Origin of the sequence: Acinetobacter guillouiae CIP 63.46, assembly GCF_000368145.1 — a bacterium.
Taxonomy (GTDB): Bacteria; Pseudomonadota; Gammaproteobacteria; order Pseudomonadales; family Moraxellaceae; genus Acinetobacter; species Acinetobacter guillouiae.
On the sequence record NZ_KB849285.1, the window covers coordinates 273,794 to 291,639 of the forward strand.

The window sequence follows — 17,846 nt, forward strand, 5'->3', positions numbered from 1 at the left end:
AAATGATTTATTTTGTAACCATTAAAAATGCTTCTTATTCACCCTCATTATTCCATTTTCTGTTCATTTTCAATGACAGAACCCATACTTTATCTTATTGGCTTTTTTTAATGCTAATATTTCAAGACAATTTTAACTTTAATATTTATGATATTGAATATTAACAATTAGCAGGAAAAAAATAATGTCTCAGGGAAACACATCAGCACCTATTCTAGTTACAGGTGCAACAGGCTATATTGCCAGTTGGGTTATTCAAAAATTACTTGAGCAAGGTTATACCGTTCATGCCACTGTACGTGATCTCAATAAGAAACAAAGCTTTGTACATTTAGAGAAAATCGCACAAGCTAGCTCTGGCACACTAAAACTATTTAAAGCCAACCTTTTAGAAAATGGTTCTTTTGATGAAGCCATGCAAGGCTGTGAAGTTGTGTTGCATATGGCTTCACCATTTGTTGTGACCAATTATAAAGATGCCGTTAAAGATATTATTGAACCTGCAATTTTAGGCACGGAAAATGTCTTAAATAGTGTCAATAAAACAGATTCTGTCAAACGAGTCATTGTGACTTCAAGTATCGCGTCTACTTATGGCGATGCAATTGATATTTTAAAAACGCAGCATAATCAGTTTGATGAATCTCATTGGAATACCACCAGTTCAACCACGCACCAACCGTACCCTTATTCAAAAGTTATGGCAGAGCGTAAAGCATGGGAAATGGCGGAAGCACAAAATCGTTGGACGCTGATCTGTGTCAACCCTGCACTGGTACTTGGCCCATCACTGACCGCAAATACACAGTCAGGGAGTGTAGAAGTCTTAGAGCAATTTGCCAACGGCATGACCTTACTCGGTGTCCCACCGATGTGGAATGGTATTGTGGATGTTCGTGATGTTGCTGATGCGCATATTTTGGCAGCATTCAAGGAAAATGCAGCTGGGCGTTACATTATTAGTGGTGGCTCACTCAGCCTTTTGGAAATGGGTAAAATTTTACGTCAAAATTTTGGACAAAAATTTCCTTTTCCACGCAACCAAGTTCCGAAAAAAGCATTTAAATTTATTGGACCTGCATTTGGCTATTCGCGTGATTTTATTGAAAAGAATATGGGCTACCCTATCTTTTTTAATGCTGATAAAAGCAAACAGGAACTGGGGATGAGTTATCGTAATATTGAAACCAGTTTAGTCGAGCATTTCCAGCAGCTCCTTGATGACGGTGTGGTTAAGAAATATATTTAATAACAGCTCAACTGATTTTTAAATCAAAAAAGCCTTTTTCAATCATGAAAAAGGCTTTTTGGCTTATAGCGTTCAATATCAGCTAAGGCTTAAAAATCAAAAGTTACGCCAGCTTTATAAGTACGGGCTCCCCCCACCACTGCATAGTTTTGGTTAAACATCCCTTCCCAATATTTTTTATTGGCGACATTATCCACATTGAATAAGAATGTAGTATTTACCCCACCTAATTTTGTTTTATAACGAGCGCCTAGATCAACAATAGTATAATCAGGTAATTCAAGTGTATTGGCATCATTCATATATTGATTACCAACATAATTTGCACGAGCATTGACATTGAACCCTTCAAGCATCGGAATTGCATAATCTAGCCCTAATGATGCTGTCCACTCAGGTACACCAAAAACCGTATTTCCTTCATTTGATACACCTTTGGTTACTGCAGCTTTAGTTAACTCTGCATCTGTATAGGCAATATTTCCAAGCAGATTTAAGCCATCCATGATTTCACCTGAAAATGACCATTCCACACCGCGAGAACGCGTTTCTGCATCATCTGTGGTAATCTGCGTATTTTTATTTGCATCAGCTTGATTAAAAGTAGTCACCATGGTGCTTGGTTTTTCAATTTGATAAAGTGCAAATGTATTTAACCATGATCCTGCCTGATACTTCGCTCCAACTTCATATTGTTTGGTTTGAAAGGGTGCAAAGGTCTTTCCTGCATTCACATCTTTTAACGTTGAATCTACAGTTGAACCTTCAACTAAACCTTCCACATAACTTGCATAAAGAGAAAGATTTTCACCAAACGGTTTCAATACAACACCTAAACTTGGTGAAACTTTATCATCACTATAAGCTGTCTTTTTCTGAAGATTTTTAGTGTCTATATCTTGGTAACGTGCACCAACGATTAACTGTAATTTATCATCTAACATTGAAAGCTGATCTGTTAAGGTATAACTGACATATTTATTATCACCCAAAGGTAGAATCGTAGGATTCGCTAAAGGCATATTTCCATTATCGGATGGATTGTAAATATTGGTCTCGAAAGGTACAGGCGTCGCACCTTGTCCAGTATGCTGATTGTATTTACGTTTCAGATAATCTGCACGTAAACCTAAAGTATGCTTGATCATACCTGTATCAAATTTTGCTTCAAAGCCTGCATTGGCAGCAGTGTTATGCTCCTGTGAACCCACTCGGTAATATTGTGAGGTTGCATTTCCATTTAAATTCGTCACAATCATACGAGTACCAAATAAATGTCCCGCGTACTCTTTCTCAACATAACCTATTCCAGCAAATGCTTTGATATCAGGAGTAAATTTATATTCTCCCGATAATCCAACAAAATTGCTTTTAGTATTTCCTTCTAAATGCGGAAAATAATTTAAATCCCCTTTAGGTGCTGCGAGCACTTGGCTAATTCCATTCCCTTTTGAGTCTTTTACTCCCATTGCAATCATGGCAGGAGAACCACCTTTGCGATTGTCACGAATTGCATAAGAATCAAAATTAATCTTTAGTTTATCTGTGGTGTAATCAGCAGCAATCGCTCCTGAAATATGACGATCATCCATTCCATCAACAATATGCTCGCCTTGACCATACACACCATTCACACGCACACCAAGCTCTTTGTTCTCACCAAAACGACGAGATACATCAAAGCCTGATTGATAATATCCTTCATCTTGAAACGATGCAGAAACTTGGGTGAGTTCTTGATCTGCTCGTTTAGAATTGGCAATCACCACAGCTCCTACACTGCCTGTAGGTGCAACACCAGTTACCAAAGCATTAGGACCTTTAAGTACGGTTACCGATTCTAAAAACTCTGTTGGAATACGTCCATAAGGTGCAACACCAAAAAATCCGTTATAGTTCATATCTTCATGATTGACATCAAAACCGCGAATTTTAAAGTTCTCGTTTAAATGCCCTTGATTGGTTGTAATCCGAATCGCAGGATCATTTTTCAACACTTCAGCCACAGTTTTAGCTTGTTGATTTTCAATCAATTGTTCCGAATAAGACGTGATACTAAACGGCGTATCTATAATTTTCTTATTTCCCAATGGCCCCAAATCTGTATTTTTTTGCAAAGCACCATTGGCAAATGTTGGTTTTTCTTGTTCTTTTTCAGCAGCGACCTTAATCGTAGGCAAAGCAGTAATTTCATCATTTGCCCAAATTGTTTGTGTAAGTCCCCCACCAAAAAGCACGATTGAAATAGAATTGACCAGAAATGTTCGAGAAAAATTTTTCATATAAATAATAAGACACTTTTCAAATGATAATGATTATTATATATACTTTCACTATTGTTAAGAATTGTAATTTCTCATCTAAAGTTAAGTTTAATGGAAAATTCTAATAAATAAGAATTATTATCATATAGCGTGCTAATGATAGATCAAGCAGTCTTGCGAAATACAATCGCTAAAATACAGTGCTCAAAGTTTTATTAAAAAATGATGACTTGTTGATTTGCTATCGCATCAATCTCGAATTGATGATTTTAATTTTTGAAAACTGCAAAGATACAACAACTGTATCTTTGCAGTAATTTTAGAGTTAATTTAAACGAATCTATGCCTGTCCATACTCAGCCATTAATGCTAAAAACTCCTGCTCATTCAGTACAGCGACACCCAGTTTCTCTGCTTTTTCAAGCTTAGAACCGGCTTTTTCACCCGCAACCACACATTTGGTTTTGCTCGATACACTGCCACTGACACGCGCACCAAGTGCTTGTAGCATTTGAGTCGCATCATCACGCCCCATGGTTGCCAATGTGCCTGTGATCACCCAACTCTCACCATTTAAAGGCTGACGGGTGGGTGCAACTGGTGCATCCCAATGGATCCCTGCTGCAAGCAAACGATCAATCACTTCAAGATTATGTGGAGCTTGGAAAAAATCAACAATCCACTCAGCCGTAATATCACCAACATCTGGAGTTTTCTTTAATGCTTCAAGATCAGCATGACGAATCGCATCCAGCGTCTGGAAAGTGTTGGCAAGCATACGTGCCGTGGTTTCACCTACACCACGAATACCCAAGGCATAAATAAATGCAGCAAGTGTAGTTTTCTTACTGTTTTCAATCGCATCCAATAAGTTTTGGACAGATTTTTCACCCATTTTTTCAATGGTTAGTAACTGTTCACGATGCTCATGTAAATGGTAAATGTCGGCGACATCCTTTAACAAATCAAGATGTAATAGTGACTCTACCCAGCGATCACCGAGACCCTCGATATCCATTGCTTTACGTGAAACAAAGTGACGAATGGCCTCAATACGTTGTGCAGAACAATATAAACCACCCGAACAACGTGCCAAAGCCTCCCCTTCCGGCATTACGACAGGAGAAGAACATACTGGACAATTTTCAGGTAAATGTACTTCTGTCACATCATTTGGACGAAACTCTAACCATACTTTTTCAACTTTGGGAATCACATCACCACTACGATAGACACTGACCGTATCGCCAATACGAACGTCCAGACGGTGAATTTCACCAATATTGTGCAAAGTCACATTAGAAACCGTTACACCGCCCACAGCCACAGGATTCAAGCGTGCTACTGGGGTTAAAGTCCCGGTACGTCCGACTTGCCAATCAATATTTTCAACCGTTGTTAAGGCTGCAACTGCGGGAAACTTGTACGCTGTTGCCCAACGCGGTTCACGACTTAAAAAGCCCAGCTTTTGTTGCTGTTGAAGATCATCAACTTTGATGACCATGCCATCAATTTCAACCGCTAAATTCGGGCGCTCTTGATTGATTTGCTGATATTTTTCTTGTACTTCTTGAATACTTTCACAAATGAAATGACGTTCACCCACAGCAAAGCCAAAGTTAGTCAACCATTCAAGACTCGCTGACATCGACTCAATGCCATGATGCGGCTCACATTGTGCAATACCATAAGCATAGAATGCCAAAGGGCGAGATGCTGCAATACTTGGATCAAGCTGACGTAAACTACCTGCCGCAGCATTTCGAGGATTGGCAAAGGTCTTTTCACCTTTCGCTTCATTTTCAGCATTGAGTCGTTCAAAGCCAGCTTTTGGCATCAATACTTCACCACGAACTTCCAACAAGCGTGGCACTGCAACTTTATCCGAAGACAATACTTTCGGTAAATTACGAATAGTTTTTACATTTTGCGTAATCACTTCGCCTGTTTCACCATCACCACGGGTTACACCACGTGTCAATACACCATTTTCATACCAGAGCGAAATCGCCAATCCGTCAAATTTTAGCTCGACATCATATTGAATCTTTTGATTGGGCAATCGTTCTTCGATACGGCGGGCAAAAGCAAATAACTCGTCCTGATTAAATACATTGCCCAAGGACAGCATCGGTACAGTATGGGTAATGGTTTCAAATTTAGACAGTGGTTTTCCACCCACTTTATTGATTGGGCTATCTGCCTGAACCAATTCTGGGTATTGTTGCTCTAAAGCTTTGAGTTGGTGAAATAACTGATCATATTCACTGTCTTCAATACTCGGCTGATCCATCACATAGTAAGCGTGATTATGTTTTGCAATGAGTTGAATCAATTGACGCATTTGCGTCACGACAGGATTATTTTCCATAAATTTTTTCACCATAAAAAGGCGGAATACTCCGCCTAAAATTCTGAATACCAATTATAAAGTAAATATGACGTTATGCTAAGCGTCATGCCCTGAGCGATAATCGATCGCTTTATGGCGCCAATGCTCTTTCAGTTGGGGAGTAAATTCAAGATTGTTTTCATCATAGACCGTACCGTCTATTTCACGGGCAATTAAGCCAGCAATACTGACCATGGTATCAAAGCCTTTTTGCACATCTGAATGAGGAAGTGCCAAGAAAAAAGCCAAACCTTGAACTTGTTCAGTCGATAAGGTTTCTAAATCAAAACCATCTGGACCATTGTCGGTGACACGTAATACAGAAAACAGTAAATGGCTTTCTTCCTCTGGATTCTCATAACGATGGAAGCAAGAGAGTTCACCAAAACGTAAACCATATTTGAGCAACATTTTTAAGGTTTTATCCCCAGACAATGCTTTACGTGGATTCGGATAAACATTCAGCGCAATAATGGTTTCCGCTGTAGACAATACACTTTCATCATCATATTTTTGTTGCTCATTTAAATGAACATCTAAAATACTACTTTCCTCATCAAACTCTTTGATTTCAGCTGTTTCAACATTGGCATTAAACTGAAACGCTTCCTCTTTATCCTGACTGACTACAGCTTTGGCAGAATCATGAGTTTGAGTCGTCGGCTCTGTCTGCACATCAAGTGCTTTTACAGATTCTGTTGCGGATTCAGTGCTTGCCACTGTTTCCGTCTTTTCAGTTTGTTGTGTAATTGTGGCATGCTCAAGCTCAGTTGACTGAATAGCATTCGACTCCACTGCTACATCCTCAATCTTTTGCTGTTTTTCATCTGCAACTTCGACCGAGTCTAAAGCAGTTAAATTCGGTTCAACACGCACTTGCTCTTGAGACTCACGGTCTGTTCGCAATTGATCTCGTACATGACGAGGAATTACCGGTTGTTTACAGTCTTCATTGATATGCAATTCAGACTCTAAAGAAGGTGCGGCATCATTGGGCTTTCGTAGCACCATCCTTAAACCCACCAGAATGATGATTACTGCAACAACAATTCCAATAATTGTGGTGACTTCCATACTACGACTCCGCGGCTAAACCGTATTCTCTTGCCTCTTCCAAATTCACAGTGACGAGCTTTGATGTGCCTGGTTCAGGCATCGTCACACCCAGCAAATCGGTTGCCATCGTCATTGCAACTTTATTATGTGTAATGTAAATGAATTGGACTTGATCAGAAAGCTCTTTTACTAAATTACAAAAACGACCAACGTTAGCATCGTCTAAAGGTGCATCAACTTCATCCAAAACACAGAAAGGTGCAGGATTCAAACGAAAAATAGCAAATACCAAAGCCAATGCCGTTAATGCTTTTTCACCACCAGATAACAAAGCCAATGAACTATTTTTCTTGCCGGGTGGACGTGCCATCAACTTCACGCCAGACTGCCAGTCATCTTCAAGACTTAAACTAGCTTCACCACCATTAAAGACTTTTGGAAATAATACTTTTAATTCAGCATTAACCTGATCAAAAGTACCCATAAATAATTTTTTGGTTTCTTGGTCAATGGTCTTCATGGCATCTTTCAATTGCCCAACCGTATTTTCTAAGTCTTGCATTTGATGGGTTAGATCTTCAAAGCGCTTAGAAACTTCTTCATATTCTGCTGAAGCGGCTAAATTGACCGCGCCTAATTTTTCAAACTGACGCTGTGCTTTCTCAAATTTTTCTTGATGTACAGGTAAATCAATCAATACGCCTTGCTTAACTTCAGCATTCATCTCTTTAAGTTGATCGGAATAATGCTGTAAATCTGATTTTGCCGATTGCCAAGCCAAACGTCGCTCTTCCAGTTTTATACGCAATTGCTCATCATTTTGCTGATGCAAATGGCGCATTTCTGTAAGTTGTTGCTGTTTGGATTGAATATTATTCAATTCAACTTGCCACTCACTCCAAGTTTTTTGCAGTTTTTCAGTTTGTTGTGCCTGCTCAGCATATTGCGATTCTAGACTCGGCAATTCCAATTGAATTGGATCTACAAACTTCTTGGCTTGCTCCATTTGCGCAATAATTTGTTGATATTGCGTTTTAGAGAAGGATAGGTCTTTGTCTAATAATTCAATTTGCTGTTTATTTTGTTCAGCTAGACGACGTGTAGTTTCAGAATCTTGCTGCTTAAGCTGTAATTGCTGTTGCTGTTCTTCAACCTGCTCATTGAGCTCATCCAACTTGAATTGCAAGGTTTTAAACTCAGGAAGATTTTGTTCAAGCTTGAGGATGACCGAGTGCATATCGATTTCAAGATCATCTTTCTGCATTGAATCTTCTTCAAGTTGCTCATCTAACTGTTGCAATTGACTATTCAGCTGAACTTTCTGCAACTCAAATGCTTGTGAAGCACTTTGCTGCTTAGCAATTTGCAGATCAAACTGTTGTAGCTGTTTTTGCTGATGTTTTAGCGTGTCTTGCTCTGTTTGGATCTGTTTTTGCAGGTCCAGCAATTGCTGATTTAAATTTGGCAATACAGTTTCAGCTTCAATCAACTGTGATTGTAGCTGCGCAAGTTGTGTTTCAATTTCTTCAAGGCGAATACGATGACTGAGTGCACCCTGTGCGGCTTGGCTCGACTCATCAAAGAACAGACCAATCACCCAATCTTGACCAACATGATAACCATCCAGCGTCAATATGCTTTGTCCTGCTTTTAACTGTGCTTGTACCGCTAAAGCTTGAGCGAGGTTTTCAATTACAGCGACTTGATTCCACAATGAATACTGTGGAGATTCAATCCAATCTGCTAAACATGCCAATCCATTCAATTGAATTTTATCTTGCGAGCTTGTTGCTTTAAGCTGGCGTGCCACACTTTCAGCAAAATCAGCATCTTGATCAACAATATGGGCTGACAACCATTTGGCTAAAAACTTTTCAACCAGCGGTGCATGTGCTTTGCCTTGTGCATTCAGCGTTAATACCTGCATCAATTGCACAGTATCAGCCTTGCTATTTACAGCACTTTTCGCCATTAATTGGGTGAGGTTTTTCTGTTCAGATTGCAACACTTGTACATCAGATTTTAAAGCTGAAATCTGAGTTTTTTGCTGACTAATGCTTTCCTGTAGTTGTTCAAACTGCTGCTTTGCTTGATTAATTTTTTGTTCTAATTCAACAATCGCAGCTTGGATTGCTAATTTATCTTGCTCAAGTTGTTGAACATCTTCAGTTTGAAATTGACTTTGAACCTGAACGGCTTGGGTTTTTAAGGTGTCTTTTTGCTGTTCAATACGCGCAACATTTTTTGCAAGCTGTTCAATTTGCGCCTGCATTTGTGCTTTTTGCTGCTGTTGCTTTTCAACTTGAACTTTGACCTGTTCATACTGTTGTTGTGCTTGCAATTGCTGCGCTTTTAAATCGGTAAAGGCTTGGCTACGTTGTTGTGTTTCAGACTCAGCATGTTGTAAATGTTCAGTCTGCTGCTCCAATTGACTGTGCAAGGTTTCCAATTGCAATTCCATCAACTGAATCTTTTCTTTGGTTTGAGCTTTTTGCTGTTCAAAATTTCCCAAAGCTTCTGAGTTCTGTTGAAATAAACTTTGTTTCTGTTCCAAAGTCATTTTCAACTCAGAGAGTTTTTTCTCAGCTTGTTGCCACTCATTTTGCAAAGGCGTGGACTGTTGAATCAAACGTTGGAACAACTCATTGGTTGAAGTCAGATCATGTTCCAAAGTACTCATGTCAGAGCGCACCAGTTTAAAGTGCTCTCCCAATTCGTTCATTTCAACCGTATATTGTTCTTGTAAACGAGAACTACGATCACACTGGAAAGATAGAATTTCAATCTTTAACGTACGAATTTCAGTTTCTAAAGTCTTATATTGAACCGCAGTTTCAGACTGTCGTTTTAAGGTTTTAAGCTGTGATTTGAGTTCTGAAGCAATATCTTCGAGGCGGTCTAAGTTCTGCGTGGTATGTTCTAAGTGTTGTAGTGTTTCACGACGACGAGCCTGATAACGAGAAACTCCAGCAGCCTCTTCAAGAAAGATACGCATTTCTTCAGGTTTGGCATCAACCAAGCGGTTGATCATCCCCTGTTCGATGATTGCGTAAGAACGAGGACCCAAACCTGTACCCAAGAAAATGTCGGTAATATCACGACGTCGACACTTCGTCCCATTGAGAAAGTATTCAGATTTTCCATCACGATTCACCTGACGGCGAACAGCAAGTTCAGTATACGCGTTATAAGCCCCACCTAATTTGCCATAGGTGTTTTCAAAGCGCAGTTCTACACTTGCCATACCTACAGGTTTACGTTTTGCCGTTCCTGTAAAAATAACATCCTGCATACTGCCACCACGGAGCTGGCGTGCACTGGATTCCCCCATCACCCAACGGATCGCGTCAATCACATTGGATTTACCACAACCATTAGGACCAACCACCGCTGTACGGTTATCTTTGAATTGTAGTGTTGTACTATCGGCAAAAGATTTGAAGCCTGAAAGTTTTAAGCTGCTTAAACGCATAATGTCCTAGTAATTACCGACGCGATCTCCGCGCCCAAGCGAGTTCGATTTGTTTCATCCGTGTCAGAGATTCCAACACTAGATTACGTAAGTGTCGACAAAAATCTTCCATAAATAAAGTAGCTTGTTGTGATTTTCGGATTAAAATTGCGTCAATCACCAACTTAAGCAATTCTAAAGCTTCTTGAAGCTCGCGTCTTGAAGTATTTAAGGTTAAAAAATAACTTCTTCGTAGGGATGGTAACAACTCTTTATAAAATTTCATCAGGTAGGGATTCCCAACCATGTCCTGTTGCCCTGATAAAAATTGAAATATGCCATCATAAAACTTTTCAGTATTGCCTTGCTTCACCTGCTCAACCAAATGATTCATCATCTGCTGAATCGCTTCAGCTTCATGATTGCGCCATGTTTCACTCATACGTTGCACGATTTGACCTAATAACAATGCGCTGGTATCGAACAATGCACGGACTTGTTGTGCTGACATTTCTGAGACAATTGCACCACGACGAGGATAAATTTCAATCAGATGGGTTCTTTCTAAAAGCAAAAGGGCTTCACGTACCGAGCCACGACTGACATCCAGTTCTTTGGCAATACGTAGTTCTTGTATTCTTTCCCCTTCAACCAACTCGCCACTAATAATTTGTTCACTAATATGTTTGGCAATCTGTTCTGAAAGGCTATCCACTTCTTCCGAATGCATATAATTCCTATCTTGGTTTATTATTCTTTACTTGGACAATGTCAATTGTCATTATTTTAGTTGTACCTGATTTAATTCAATTGAAACCATGACATTGTCCGACAATTTTAATGTATTTTAAGTCAACTCAGTGTTTAGAAAAAGTACCATTGATCGGAATCTACTTAGTAATACCTTGATAAATAAAATAAAGACCGACCACTGTAAGTAAGCATGCAAAGCATTTTTTCAACATCGCTGGTGAAAGTGCATGCGCCACCTTTGCGCCAAATTTGGCAGTGATAAAACTCATTACACTGATCCCAATAAAGGCATAGATATGGACATAACCAATTGAATTTTTAATTTCGGTTGGTTCTTGTGCACCAAAGAACATAAAACCGAGCGCACCCGCAATTGCGATCGGTAAACCACAAGCTGCTGATGTTGCAACGGCTTTTTGCATCACCACACCATTTTTGTTGAGATAGGGAACGGTCAGACTTCCGCCACCAATTCCAAAAATTGCCGATGCAACTCCAATTCCCCCACCAGCCAGCATTTGCATAGGTGCGGTCGGTAATTGTTTAGATTCATCAACTTTGACATTGGCCCCTTTAAACATCTTAAATGCCACCCAAATCGCAAATGCACCAATAATCAGCTGTAAATGCTGACCTGATAAAATATCTGCAATGCCAGCACCAATAAATGAGCCAATCACCAAACCTGGGGCTAAGTTTTTAAAAACATTCCAAAGTACTGCACCTTTTTTATGATGCGCTGTTACGGAACTAATTGAAGTTACAATAATTGTTGCAAGTGAAGTTCCCAATGCCATGTGCATAATGACCGAAGGATCATAGCCCATTTTAGTAAACACCACATAGAGAATTGGTACAATAATTAAGCCACCACCAACACCAAATAGCCCAGCAGCAAATCCTGCGATTGCACCAATACCTAAATATATGATTAACTCCATAAATGTTCCTTCACTCTTCTCAGATTCAACATGGATTTAGAGACTCGTCATCTTAGACAACTTCTTACACAAGCAAATGAACTCCCTGAAGTGCTGCTTTTAAAGCAGACGACAGCATCGACCAATGATGATGTGCGTGAAATTGCGCTCAGCGGCGTCAAGACAGTTTTGGTCTGTAGTGAAACTCAGACTCAAGGACGAGGTCAGCACCAACGGGAATGGGTTTCGCCCATTGGTAACATTTATTTAAGCACATTGCTTGAAACTCGAACACCCTTAGATGGGCGTTTAGCATTGGAAATTGCTTTAAATATCTTACAAATGCCAACACTTAAGAATTTACCAGCATTACAAATTAAATGGCCCAATGACCTATATAGCTCTCAAGGAAAGTGGGGGGGAATTTTGGTTGAGCCCATTTCACCACATCAAGCCATTGTTGGAATCGGGATCAACTTATTTCCGATCCCCAAAGAAAATGTGACTCAACAAGCCACCTCGATAATGCAATTAGGCCTACAATTTCCAAATCGAATCCAAATCATTGCAGAAATGTATTTGGCAATTCAACAAGCTGGACAATGGTTTGATCATGGTTGCTATAACCTTGCAGCACGATTTAATCACTATGCTGCCTTTATGGATCAGCAGGTTTATTTTGAACAAATTCAAAATTCAATTGAGGGTATTTTCAAAGGAATTTCTGATGATGGCGCACTGAATTTATTGACAGCTCAAGGCTTAGTCAATGTCTATCAAGGGCGTTTACGCTTAGCTGAAGCATAAATAACGATGTGATCCGTTGTCTAAAATGAGATGGATTAATCAGATGTATCGTGAAAAAGTGATCAGCAATTATTTAAAACAGGGCTTTTTTCGCTATACATTTCGCTATATATTGCGCAGTAATCGTATTGATCCAAAGATCATAGCAAACAGTTACTAACAGTACGGAACAACGTTCAGCAAAATGAACCGCAGGTTATTTGCCCTATTTGATTGATCAGATTGAGATGCTCTCTAAGTCGTTCAATATTTTCAAATAAAATAATTATGCAGATTGTGTTCAGTTTCAATTAGGCAAAATCATGAAAGCACTTTGGTTAGATATTGGAAATACCCGTCTAAAATATTGGATTACTGAAAATAATCAAATTATCCAACAGGCAGCAGAATTACATCTCCAATCCCCTGCGGATCTGCTACTGGGTTTAATTCAACATTTTCGTGGTTTAGGCTTAGACAAAATTGGAATCTCCTCAGTCCAAGATAAAAAGAACAACGAACGCATTGTCCAGATTTTAAAATTACTCGATATTCCGGTGACTTTTGCCAAAGTGCATGCTGAATATGCAGGATTACGTTGTGGCTATGACCATATAGAACAACTTGGAATCGATCGTTGGTTACAAGTTTTGGCCGTGGCGAAAGCTGATGATGACTTGTGTGTGATTAGCTGTGGCACAGCTTTAACGATTGATTTAACCCAAGGCTTACAACATTTAGGCGGTTATATTCTGCCTAACCTCTATTTACAACGTGATTCTTTAATTCAAAAAACCAAAGGTATTAAAATTCCAGATGCGGCTTTTTCAGAGCTAAGTCCTGGTCGGAATACCATAGATGCAGTACATCATGGCATTTTCTTGGGGCTGTTAAGCACCATTGAAAAAGTGCTTGAGCAACAACCACGAAAGCTTATTTTAACAGGTGGTGATGCCAATCTATTTGCACAATTTCTAGAGAAATATCAACCAAGAATTGAATCAGATTTATTACTCAAAGGCTTACAGTTCTATATAGATCGACAAACCGCTTAAACCTAAATACAATTTAATAGAAGATCAGCAATCTTCCATTTTTAATAAATAAACACAATCATAAACACGATAAATGAGCAATCATTATGAAAACGATACCCTTACTGCTTAGTGCCTGTTTAATGAGCTTCACAATGGTGGGTTGTACCAGTTTACAAACTACGCACTCATCTTCAACAACCATGGCAACAACTGAACCTGTTATTGCTTACTTTGCTCCAGATGCAGGTGAAGAAGCCTGTGACTGCGGCTTAGTCATGGATCAGGGTTATTCACTCACGCCTGTAGAAAATGGATATTTCAGAAAATTATTAGGTCGTGATAAAGATGGCCGTTTCTTAGTTCAGGACTTCTATCAAAATAGTCGTAAAAAACAATCTGACCCATTTTGGATTAAAGCCCCTCAAGGCTTAAATAGCTTTGATAGTAAATATGTCGACGGTGAAGTTGTGGGCTATTTTGAAAATGGAAAAGTCAGCTTTAAATCGACCAGCCAAGACCAGAGATTAGTTGGAAAAACTGAAACGTACTATTCAAATGGCCAACTTGGGCTACAGGAAGAATATTCAGATGATCAGCCCATCGTTCAAAAGGTATGGTATGAAGATGGCAAACCTGCAGCTGAACTAAAATTAAGCCCAAGTGAAGATTATTCGATTCTGGACAGTAAAGTTTGGGATCAACAAGGCAATTTGATTCAAGATGAGCAACGCGCTCAGGAGATTCTTGACGAGCTTTATCAAAAGCTCAATCAATAAAACCACATCACGATAAAATCGAATATGCAGCCTGAGTACCAGCTTGGGATTCAGGTTGTAATAGAACTGCTAACTTTTCCCAAAGTACAGTTAAGCTGGTATAGCCCTCTGTTGCCATAAAATGCCCTGCACCTTTCACCTCAATCATTTGTGAATTCAGCGAATAACCCAATTGAATACTGACAGGCGCTGGCACAAAAGGATCATTGTTGGAGAAAAAGATAAAGCGATTCAGAATATTCATTCTGAGCAGCGCATCATCGACCCGAGCGTGTTGTAAAAATAAGTTAAGTTCAGGTAAAACGGCTAAATTCTTACTGAATCCCGCAACCAAAAATAAAGCACCTAATTTTCGCCCCAATAATTCACTCGAAAGAAAATCAAGACTGGCAATCCCCCCTAAACCATGTGCCACAATGATGGTATCGTCATTGAGTGACTTAATTTGCTGCGTAATATTATGCTTCCACAGCTCATATTGGGGTTGCTCTGGATGTTCTAGATCAATCACTTCACATGTATGCCCTGTAGACAATACTTGTTGCTTTAGCCACGGATACCAATGATGTTCAGGGGAGCCTTTATAACCGTGTACGATAAATACTTTTTTCATAAATAAACTTCTTATCAATTATTGTTTAAATCATATTCAAATAATGGGCTCAGAATATCTAAACAGCCAACAAAAGTATGTTATTTTTATTTAACAAAAAAGCGCCCTAAGGCGCTTTTTATAAAAAAAATGAGACTTATTTTTTATCGTTATTACCAAACAATGGCCCCATACCGCCGCCACCGCCAAACTGTTTTTGCATTCCACCCAATGAGCGCATCATTTTTGCCATACCCGATGGATTGGCAAATTTCTTCATCATTTTCGCCATTTGTGCATGTTGTTTGATCAGTTTATTGACTTCAACCACATCCATACCACAGCCTGCTGCAATACGCTTTTTACGGCTCGGATTCATTAAGTCTGGGTTACGACGTTCTTTAATGGTCATCGATTGAATAATCGCTTCCATCTTTTTCACTTGCTTTTCAGGATTTGCTTGTGCAATCGCATCTTGAATGCCTGAATTGCTCATGCCAGGCAACTTATCCAAGAAGCCCATCATACCGCCCATTTTGTTCATCTGTTCAAATTGCATCAGCATATCTTCAAAGTTGAAGCTCCCGCCCTTTTGCAATTTTTTCGCCATTTTTTCGGCTTTTTCTTTGTCGATTTTACGTTCAACTTCTTCGACTAAAGAAAGTACGTCACCCATACCTAAGATACGTTGTGCAACACGCTCAGGATGGAATGGCTCTAAGGCATCGAGTTTTTCACCCATACCTAAGAATTTAATTGGCTTACCAGTAATCGCACGTACCGAAAGCGCCGCACCACCACGTGCATCACCATCGGTTTTGGTGAGGATAACACCCGTTAATGGTAATGCATCATTAAAGGCTTTAGCGGTATTTGCCGCATCCTGACCTGTCATTGCATCAACGACAAATAAGGTTTCTGTTGGGCCAATTGCAGCGTGTAATGCTTTAATTTCGTCCATCATGTCATCATCGACATGCAAACGACCTGCCGTATCGACAATCAAAACATCGTTAAAGTTAATTTTGGCTTGACCAATTGCACGTTGTGCAATTTTAATCGGATCTTCAGAAGCGTCCGATTCAATAAAATCAACACCCACTTCAGCAGCAACTGTTTGAAGTTGCTTAATCGCAGCTGGACGGTATACATCGGCAGAAACCATCGCCACTTTTTTCTTTTGACGTTCTTTTAAGAAACGTCCAAGTTTTGCAGCTGTCGTGGTTTTACCAGCACCTTGTAAACCTGCGAGAAGAATCACAACAGGTGGTTTTGCAGCTAAGTCTAGGCTTTCGTTTGCCTCACCCATCATTTTGGTGAGTTCGTTATACACAATTTTAACGAAAGCTTGACCTGGTGAAAGCTGAGTCATGACTTCTTGACCCAATGCTTCTTCCTTAACTTTCGCAATAAACTCACGAGTTACAGGCAAAGCAACATCGGCTTCAAGAAGTGCCATACGCACTTCACGTAAGGTATCTTTAATATTATCTTCGGTTAGCTGCCCAGAGCCAGTAACATTTCTGAGACTCTGCGTGAGTCGTTCTGTTAAGGTATCAAACATTGCAAAATCCGCTTAAAATAGCTAGTAGCAAAAAAATCTTTCTTAAAATAGAAAATTTATGCTCAAGATGCTATAGGATACTGTAGTTCACATGGAATTTATATCTTATAACATGAATATTCATCATCCTGAAAAAGGTTTGACATGATTAGCCTACCCTTGGTTTATACGATTTTAGCATTAATTGCCTATACCTCTTCATTTTGGTATTTGTTCATGCACTTAATGGCTAAACGTTCCGCAAACCCTTGGTTTATTGGCATCATGTCAGGTTTAGGGCTGATATTACATGCAAGTGTACTGCATAACGACATACTTACACCACTAGGGATTAATTACGACGTCTTTAACTTGATGTCTTTTACCTCTGCGTTAATGTTAGTTCTAAGTATGCTTTACAGTACCTATCGTCCTGTTCTTTCACTAAATTTGATTGGAATTCCTGTTGCTGCCTTTGGTTTGATTCTCGGTTTTTGTTTTAGTAAACCAGATCAATTTATTGAACAACATTCTATCGGTTTAGACATCCATATCATTCTGTCTTTATCTGCTTATGCTGTTTTACTCATGGCAACCATACAAGCCGTTTTGATTTGGTTTCAAAACCGTGAACTCAAAAAGAAACAAAAAAAACGTATTTGGGTCAACTTCTTACCGTCATATCAAGCCATGGAATCCTTACTTTTTGATATGCTCATTACTGGTTTTGTTTTATTAACTGTCGCCCTATGTTTTGGTTTCTTTACCATTGATGACTTCTTTGCCCAGCACCTAGCACATAAGACTGTGTTTAGTATTGTGTCTTGGTTTGTTTACGGTGCGTTGTTAATTGGTCACTATAAGTTTGGCTGGCGTGGTCAAAAAGCCATTCGCTTTACCATGATTGGATTCTTTTTATTGGCGGTTGGCTTTATTGGTTCTAAATTTGTTTTGGAAATGATTTTGCATCGTTGATAAACGCAGCGCTGAGCAAAAATGGGCAGTATTTTGTATTCTTACTATAAAT

At 39.3% G+C, this 17,846-nt stretch carries 13 protein-coding genes; 5 read left to right on the forward strand and 8 right to left on the reverse strand.

The features are described from left to right. The first annotated feature begins 184 nt into the window (after positions 1 to 184). Positions 185 to 1,249 (forward strand): SDR family oxidoreductase, encoded by a 1,065-nt coding sequence (locus F981_RS18225; protein ID WP_004724038.1) that lies wholly within the window; start codon positions 185 to 187, stop codon positions 1,247 to 1,249. Between the two features lie 89 nt (positions 1,250 to 1,338). Here the strand turns inward: F981_RS18225 and F981_RS18230 are convergent, their stop codons facing one another. From F981_RS18230 to F981_RS18255, 6 genes are all read right to left on the reverse strand, one after another. Next, the gene (locus F981_RS18230; protein ID WP_004724040.1) at positions 1,339 to 3,531 is read right to left on the reverse strand and encodes a TonB-dependent receptor; all 2,193 of its coding nucleotides are present in this window, start codon (positions 3,529 to 3,531) and stop codon (positions 1,339 to 1,341) included. A 322-nt stretch (positions 3,532 to 3,853) separates the two neighbouring features. Beyond that, positions 3,854 to 5,884, reverse strand: coding sequence for an NAD-dependent DNA ligase LigA (gene ligA / locus F981_RS18235; RefSeq protein WP_016539469.1), 2,031 nt, complete (start codon positions 5,882 to 5,884; stop codon positions 3,854 to 3,856). Positions 5,885 to 5,962: 78 nt separating this feature from the next. After that, the gene (locus F981_RS18240) at positions 5,963 to 6,979 is read right to left on the reverse strand and encodes a cell division protein ZipA C-terminal FtsZ-binding domain-containing protein (protein ID WP_004724044.1); all 1,017 of its coding nucleotides are present in this window, start codon (positions 6,977 to 6,979) and stop codon (positions 5,963 to 5,965) included. Position 6,980: 1 nt separating this feature from the next. Continuing rightward, positions 6,981 to 10,433 (reverse strand): chromosome segregation protein SMC, encoded by a 3,453-nt coding sequence (gene smc / locus F981_RS18245; RefSeq protein ID WP_004724047.1) that lies wholly within the window; start codon positions 10,431 to 10,433, stop codon positions 6,981 to 6,983. Positions 10,434 to 10,446: 13 nt separating this feature from the next. Further along, positions 10,447 to 11,142, reverse strand: a complete 696-nt coding sequence (locus F981_RS18250; RefSeq protein WP_004724049.1) for a GntR family transcriptional regulator — start codon at positions 11,140 to 11,142, stop codon at positions 10,447 to 10,449. A gap of 160 nt (positions 11,143 to 11,302) precedes the next feature. Continuing rightward, on the reverse strand, positions 11,303 to 12,106 hold the full coding sequence (locus F981_RS18255; protein ID WP_004724050.1) for a sulfite exporter TauE/SafE family protein: 804 nt from the start codon (positions 12,104 to 12,106) through the stop codon (positions 11,303 to 11,305). A 30-nt stretch (positions 12,107 to 12,136) separates the two neighbouring features. On the opposite strand from F981_RS18255, the gene F981_RS18260 reads away from it, so the two are divergent. The 3 genes from F981_RS18260 to F981_RS18270 all read left to right on the forward strand — a co-directional run bounded on the left by F981_RS18260 (position 12,137) and on the right by F981_RS18270 (position 14,684). Beyond that, on the forward strand, positions 12,137 to 12,892 hold the full coding sequence (locus tag F981_RS18260; protein WP_004724052.1) for a biotin--[acetyl-CoA-carboxylase] ligase: 756 nt from the start codon (positions 12,137 to 12,139) through the stop codon (positions 12,890 to 12,892). Positions 12,893 to 13,194: 302 nt separating this feature from the next. Continuing rightward, positions 13,195 to 13,926 carry a type III pantothenate kinase gene (locus F981_RS18265; RefSeq protein ID WP_004724053.1) on the forward strand — a complete coding sequence of 244 codons (732 nt, stop codon included), beginning with the start codon at positions 13,195 to 13,197 and terminating at the stop codon, positions 13,924 to 13,926. A gap of 86 nt (positions 13,927 to 14,012) precedes the next feature. After that, positions 14,013 to 14,684 carry a toxin-antitoxin system YwqK family antitoxin gene (locus F981_RS18270; protein WP_004724055.1) on the forward strand — a complete coding sequence of 224 codons (672 nt, stop codon included), beginning with the start codon at positions 14,013 to 14,015 and terminating at the stop codon, positions 14,682 to 14,684. 7 nt (positions 14,685 to 14,691) lie between these two features. On the opposite strand, the gene F981_RS18275 is transcribed toward F981_RS18270, so the two are convergent. Both F981_RS18275 and ffh read right to left on the reverse strand, forming a co-directional pair. Then, the gene (locus F981_RS18275; protein ID WP_004724058.1) at positions 14,692 to 15,297 is read right to left on the reverse strand and encodes an RBBP9/YdeN family alpha/beta hydrolase; all 606 of its coding nucleotides are present in this window, start codon (positions 15,295 to 15,297) and stop codon (positions 14,692 to 14,694) included. Positions 15,298 to 15,433: 136 nt separating this feature from the next. Then, positions 15,434 to 16,840, reverse strand: coding sequence for a signal recognition particle protein (gene ffh, locus F981_RS18280; RefSeq protein WP_004724059.1), 1,407 nt, complete (start codon positions 16,838 to 16,840; stop codon positions 15,434 to 15,436). A gap of 144 nt (positions 16,841 to 16,984) precedes the next feature. Between ffh and F981_RS18285 the strand changes: the two genes are divergently transcribed. Beyond that, positions 16,985 to 17,794 (forward strand): cytochrome C assembly family protein, encoded by an 810-nt coding sequence (locus F981_RS18285; RefSeq protein WP_004724062.1) that lies wholly within the window; start codon positions 16,985 to 16,987, stop codon positions 17,792 to 17,794. Positions 17,795 to 17,846 lie beyond the last annotated feature (52 nt).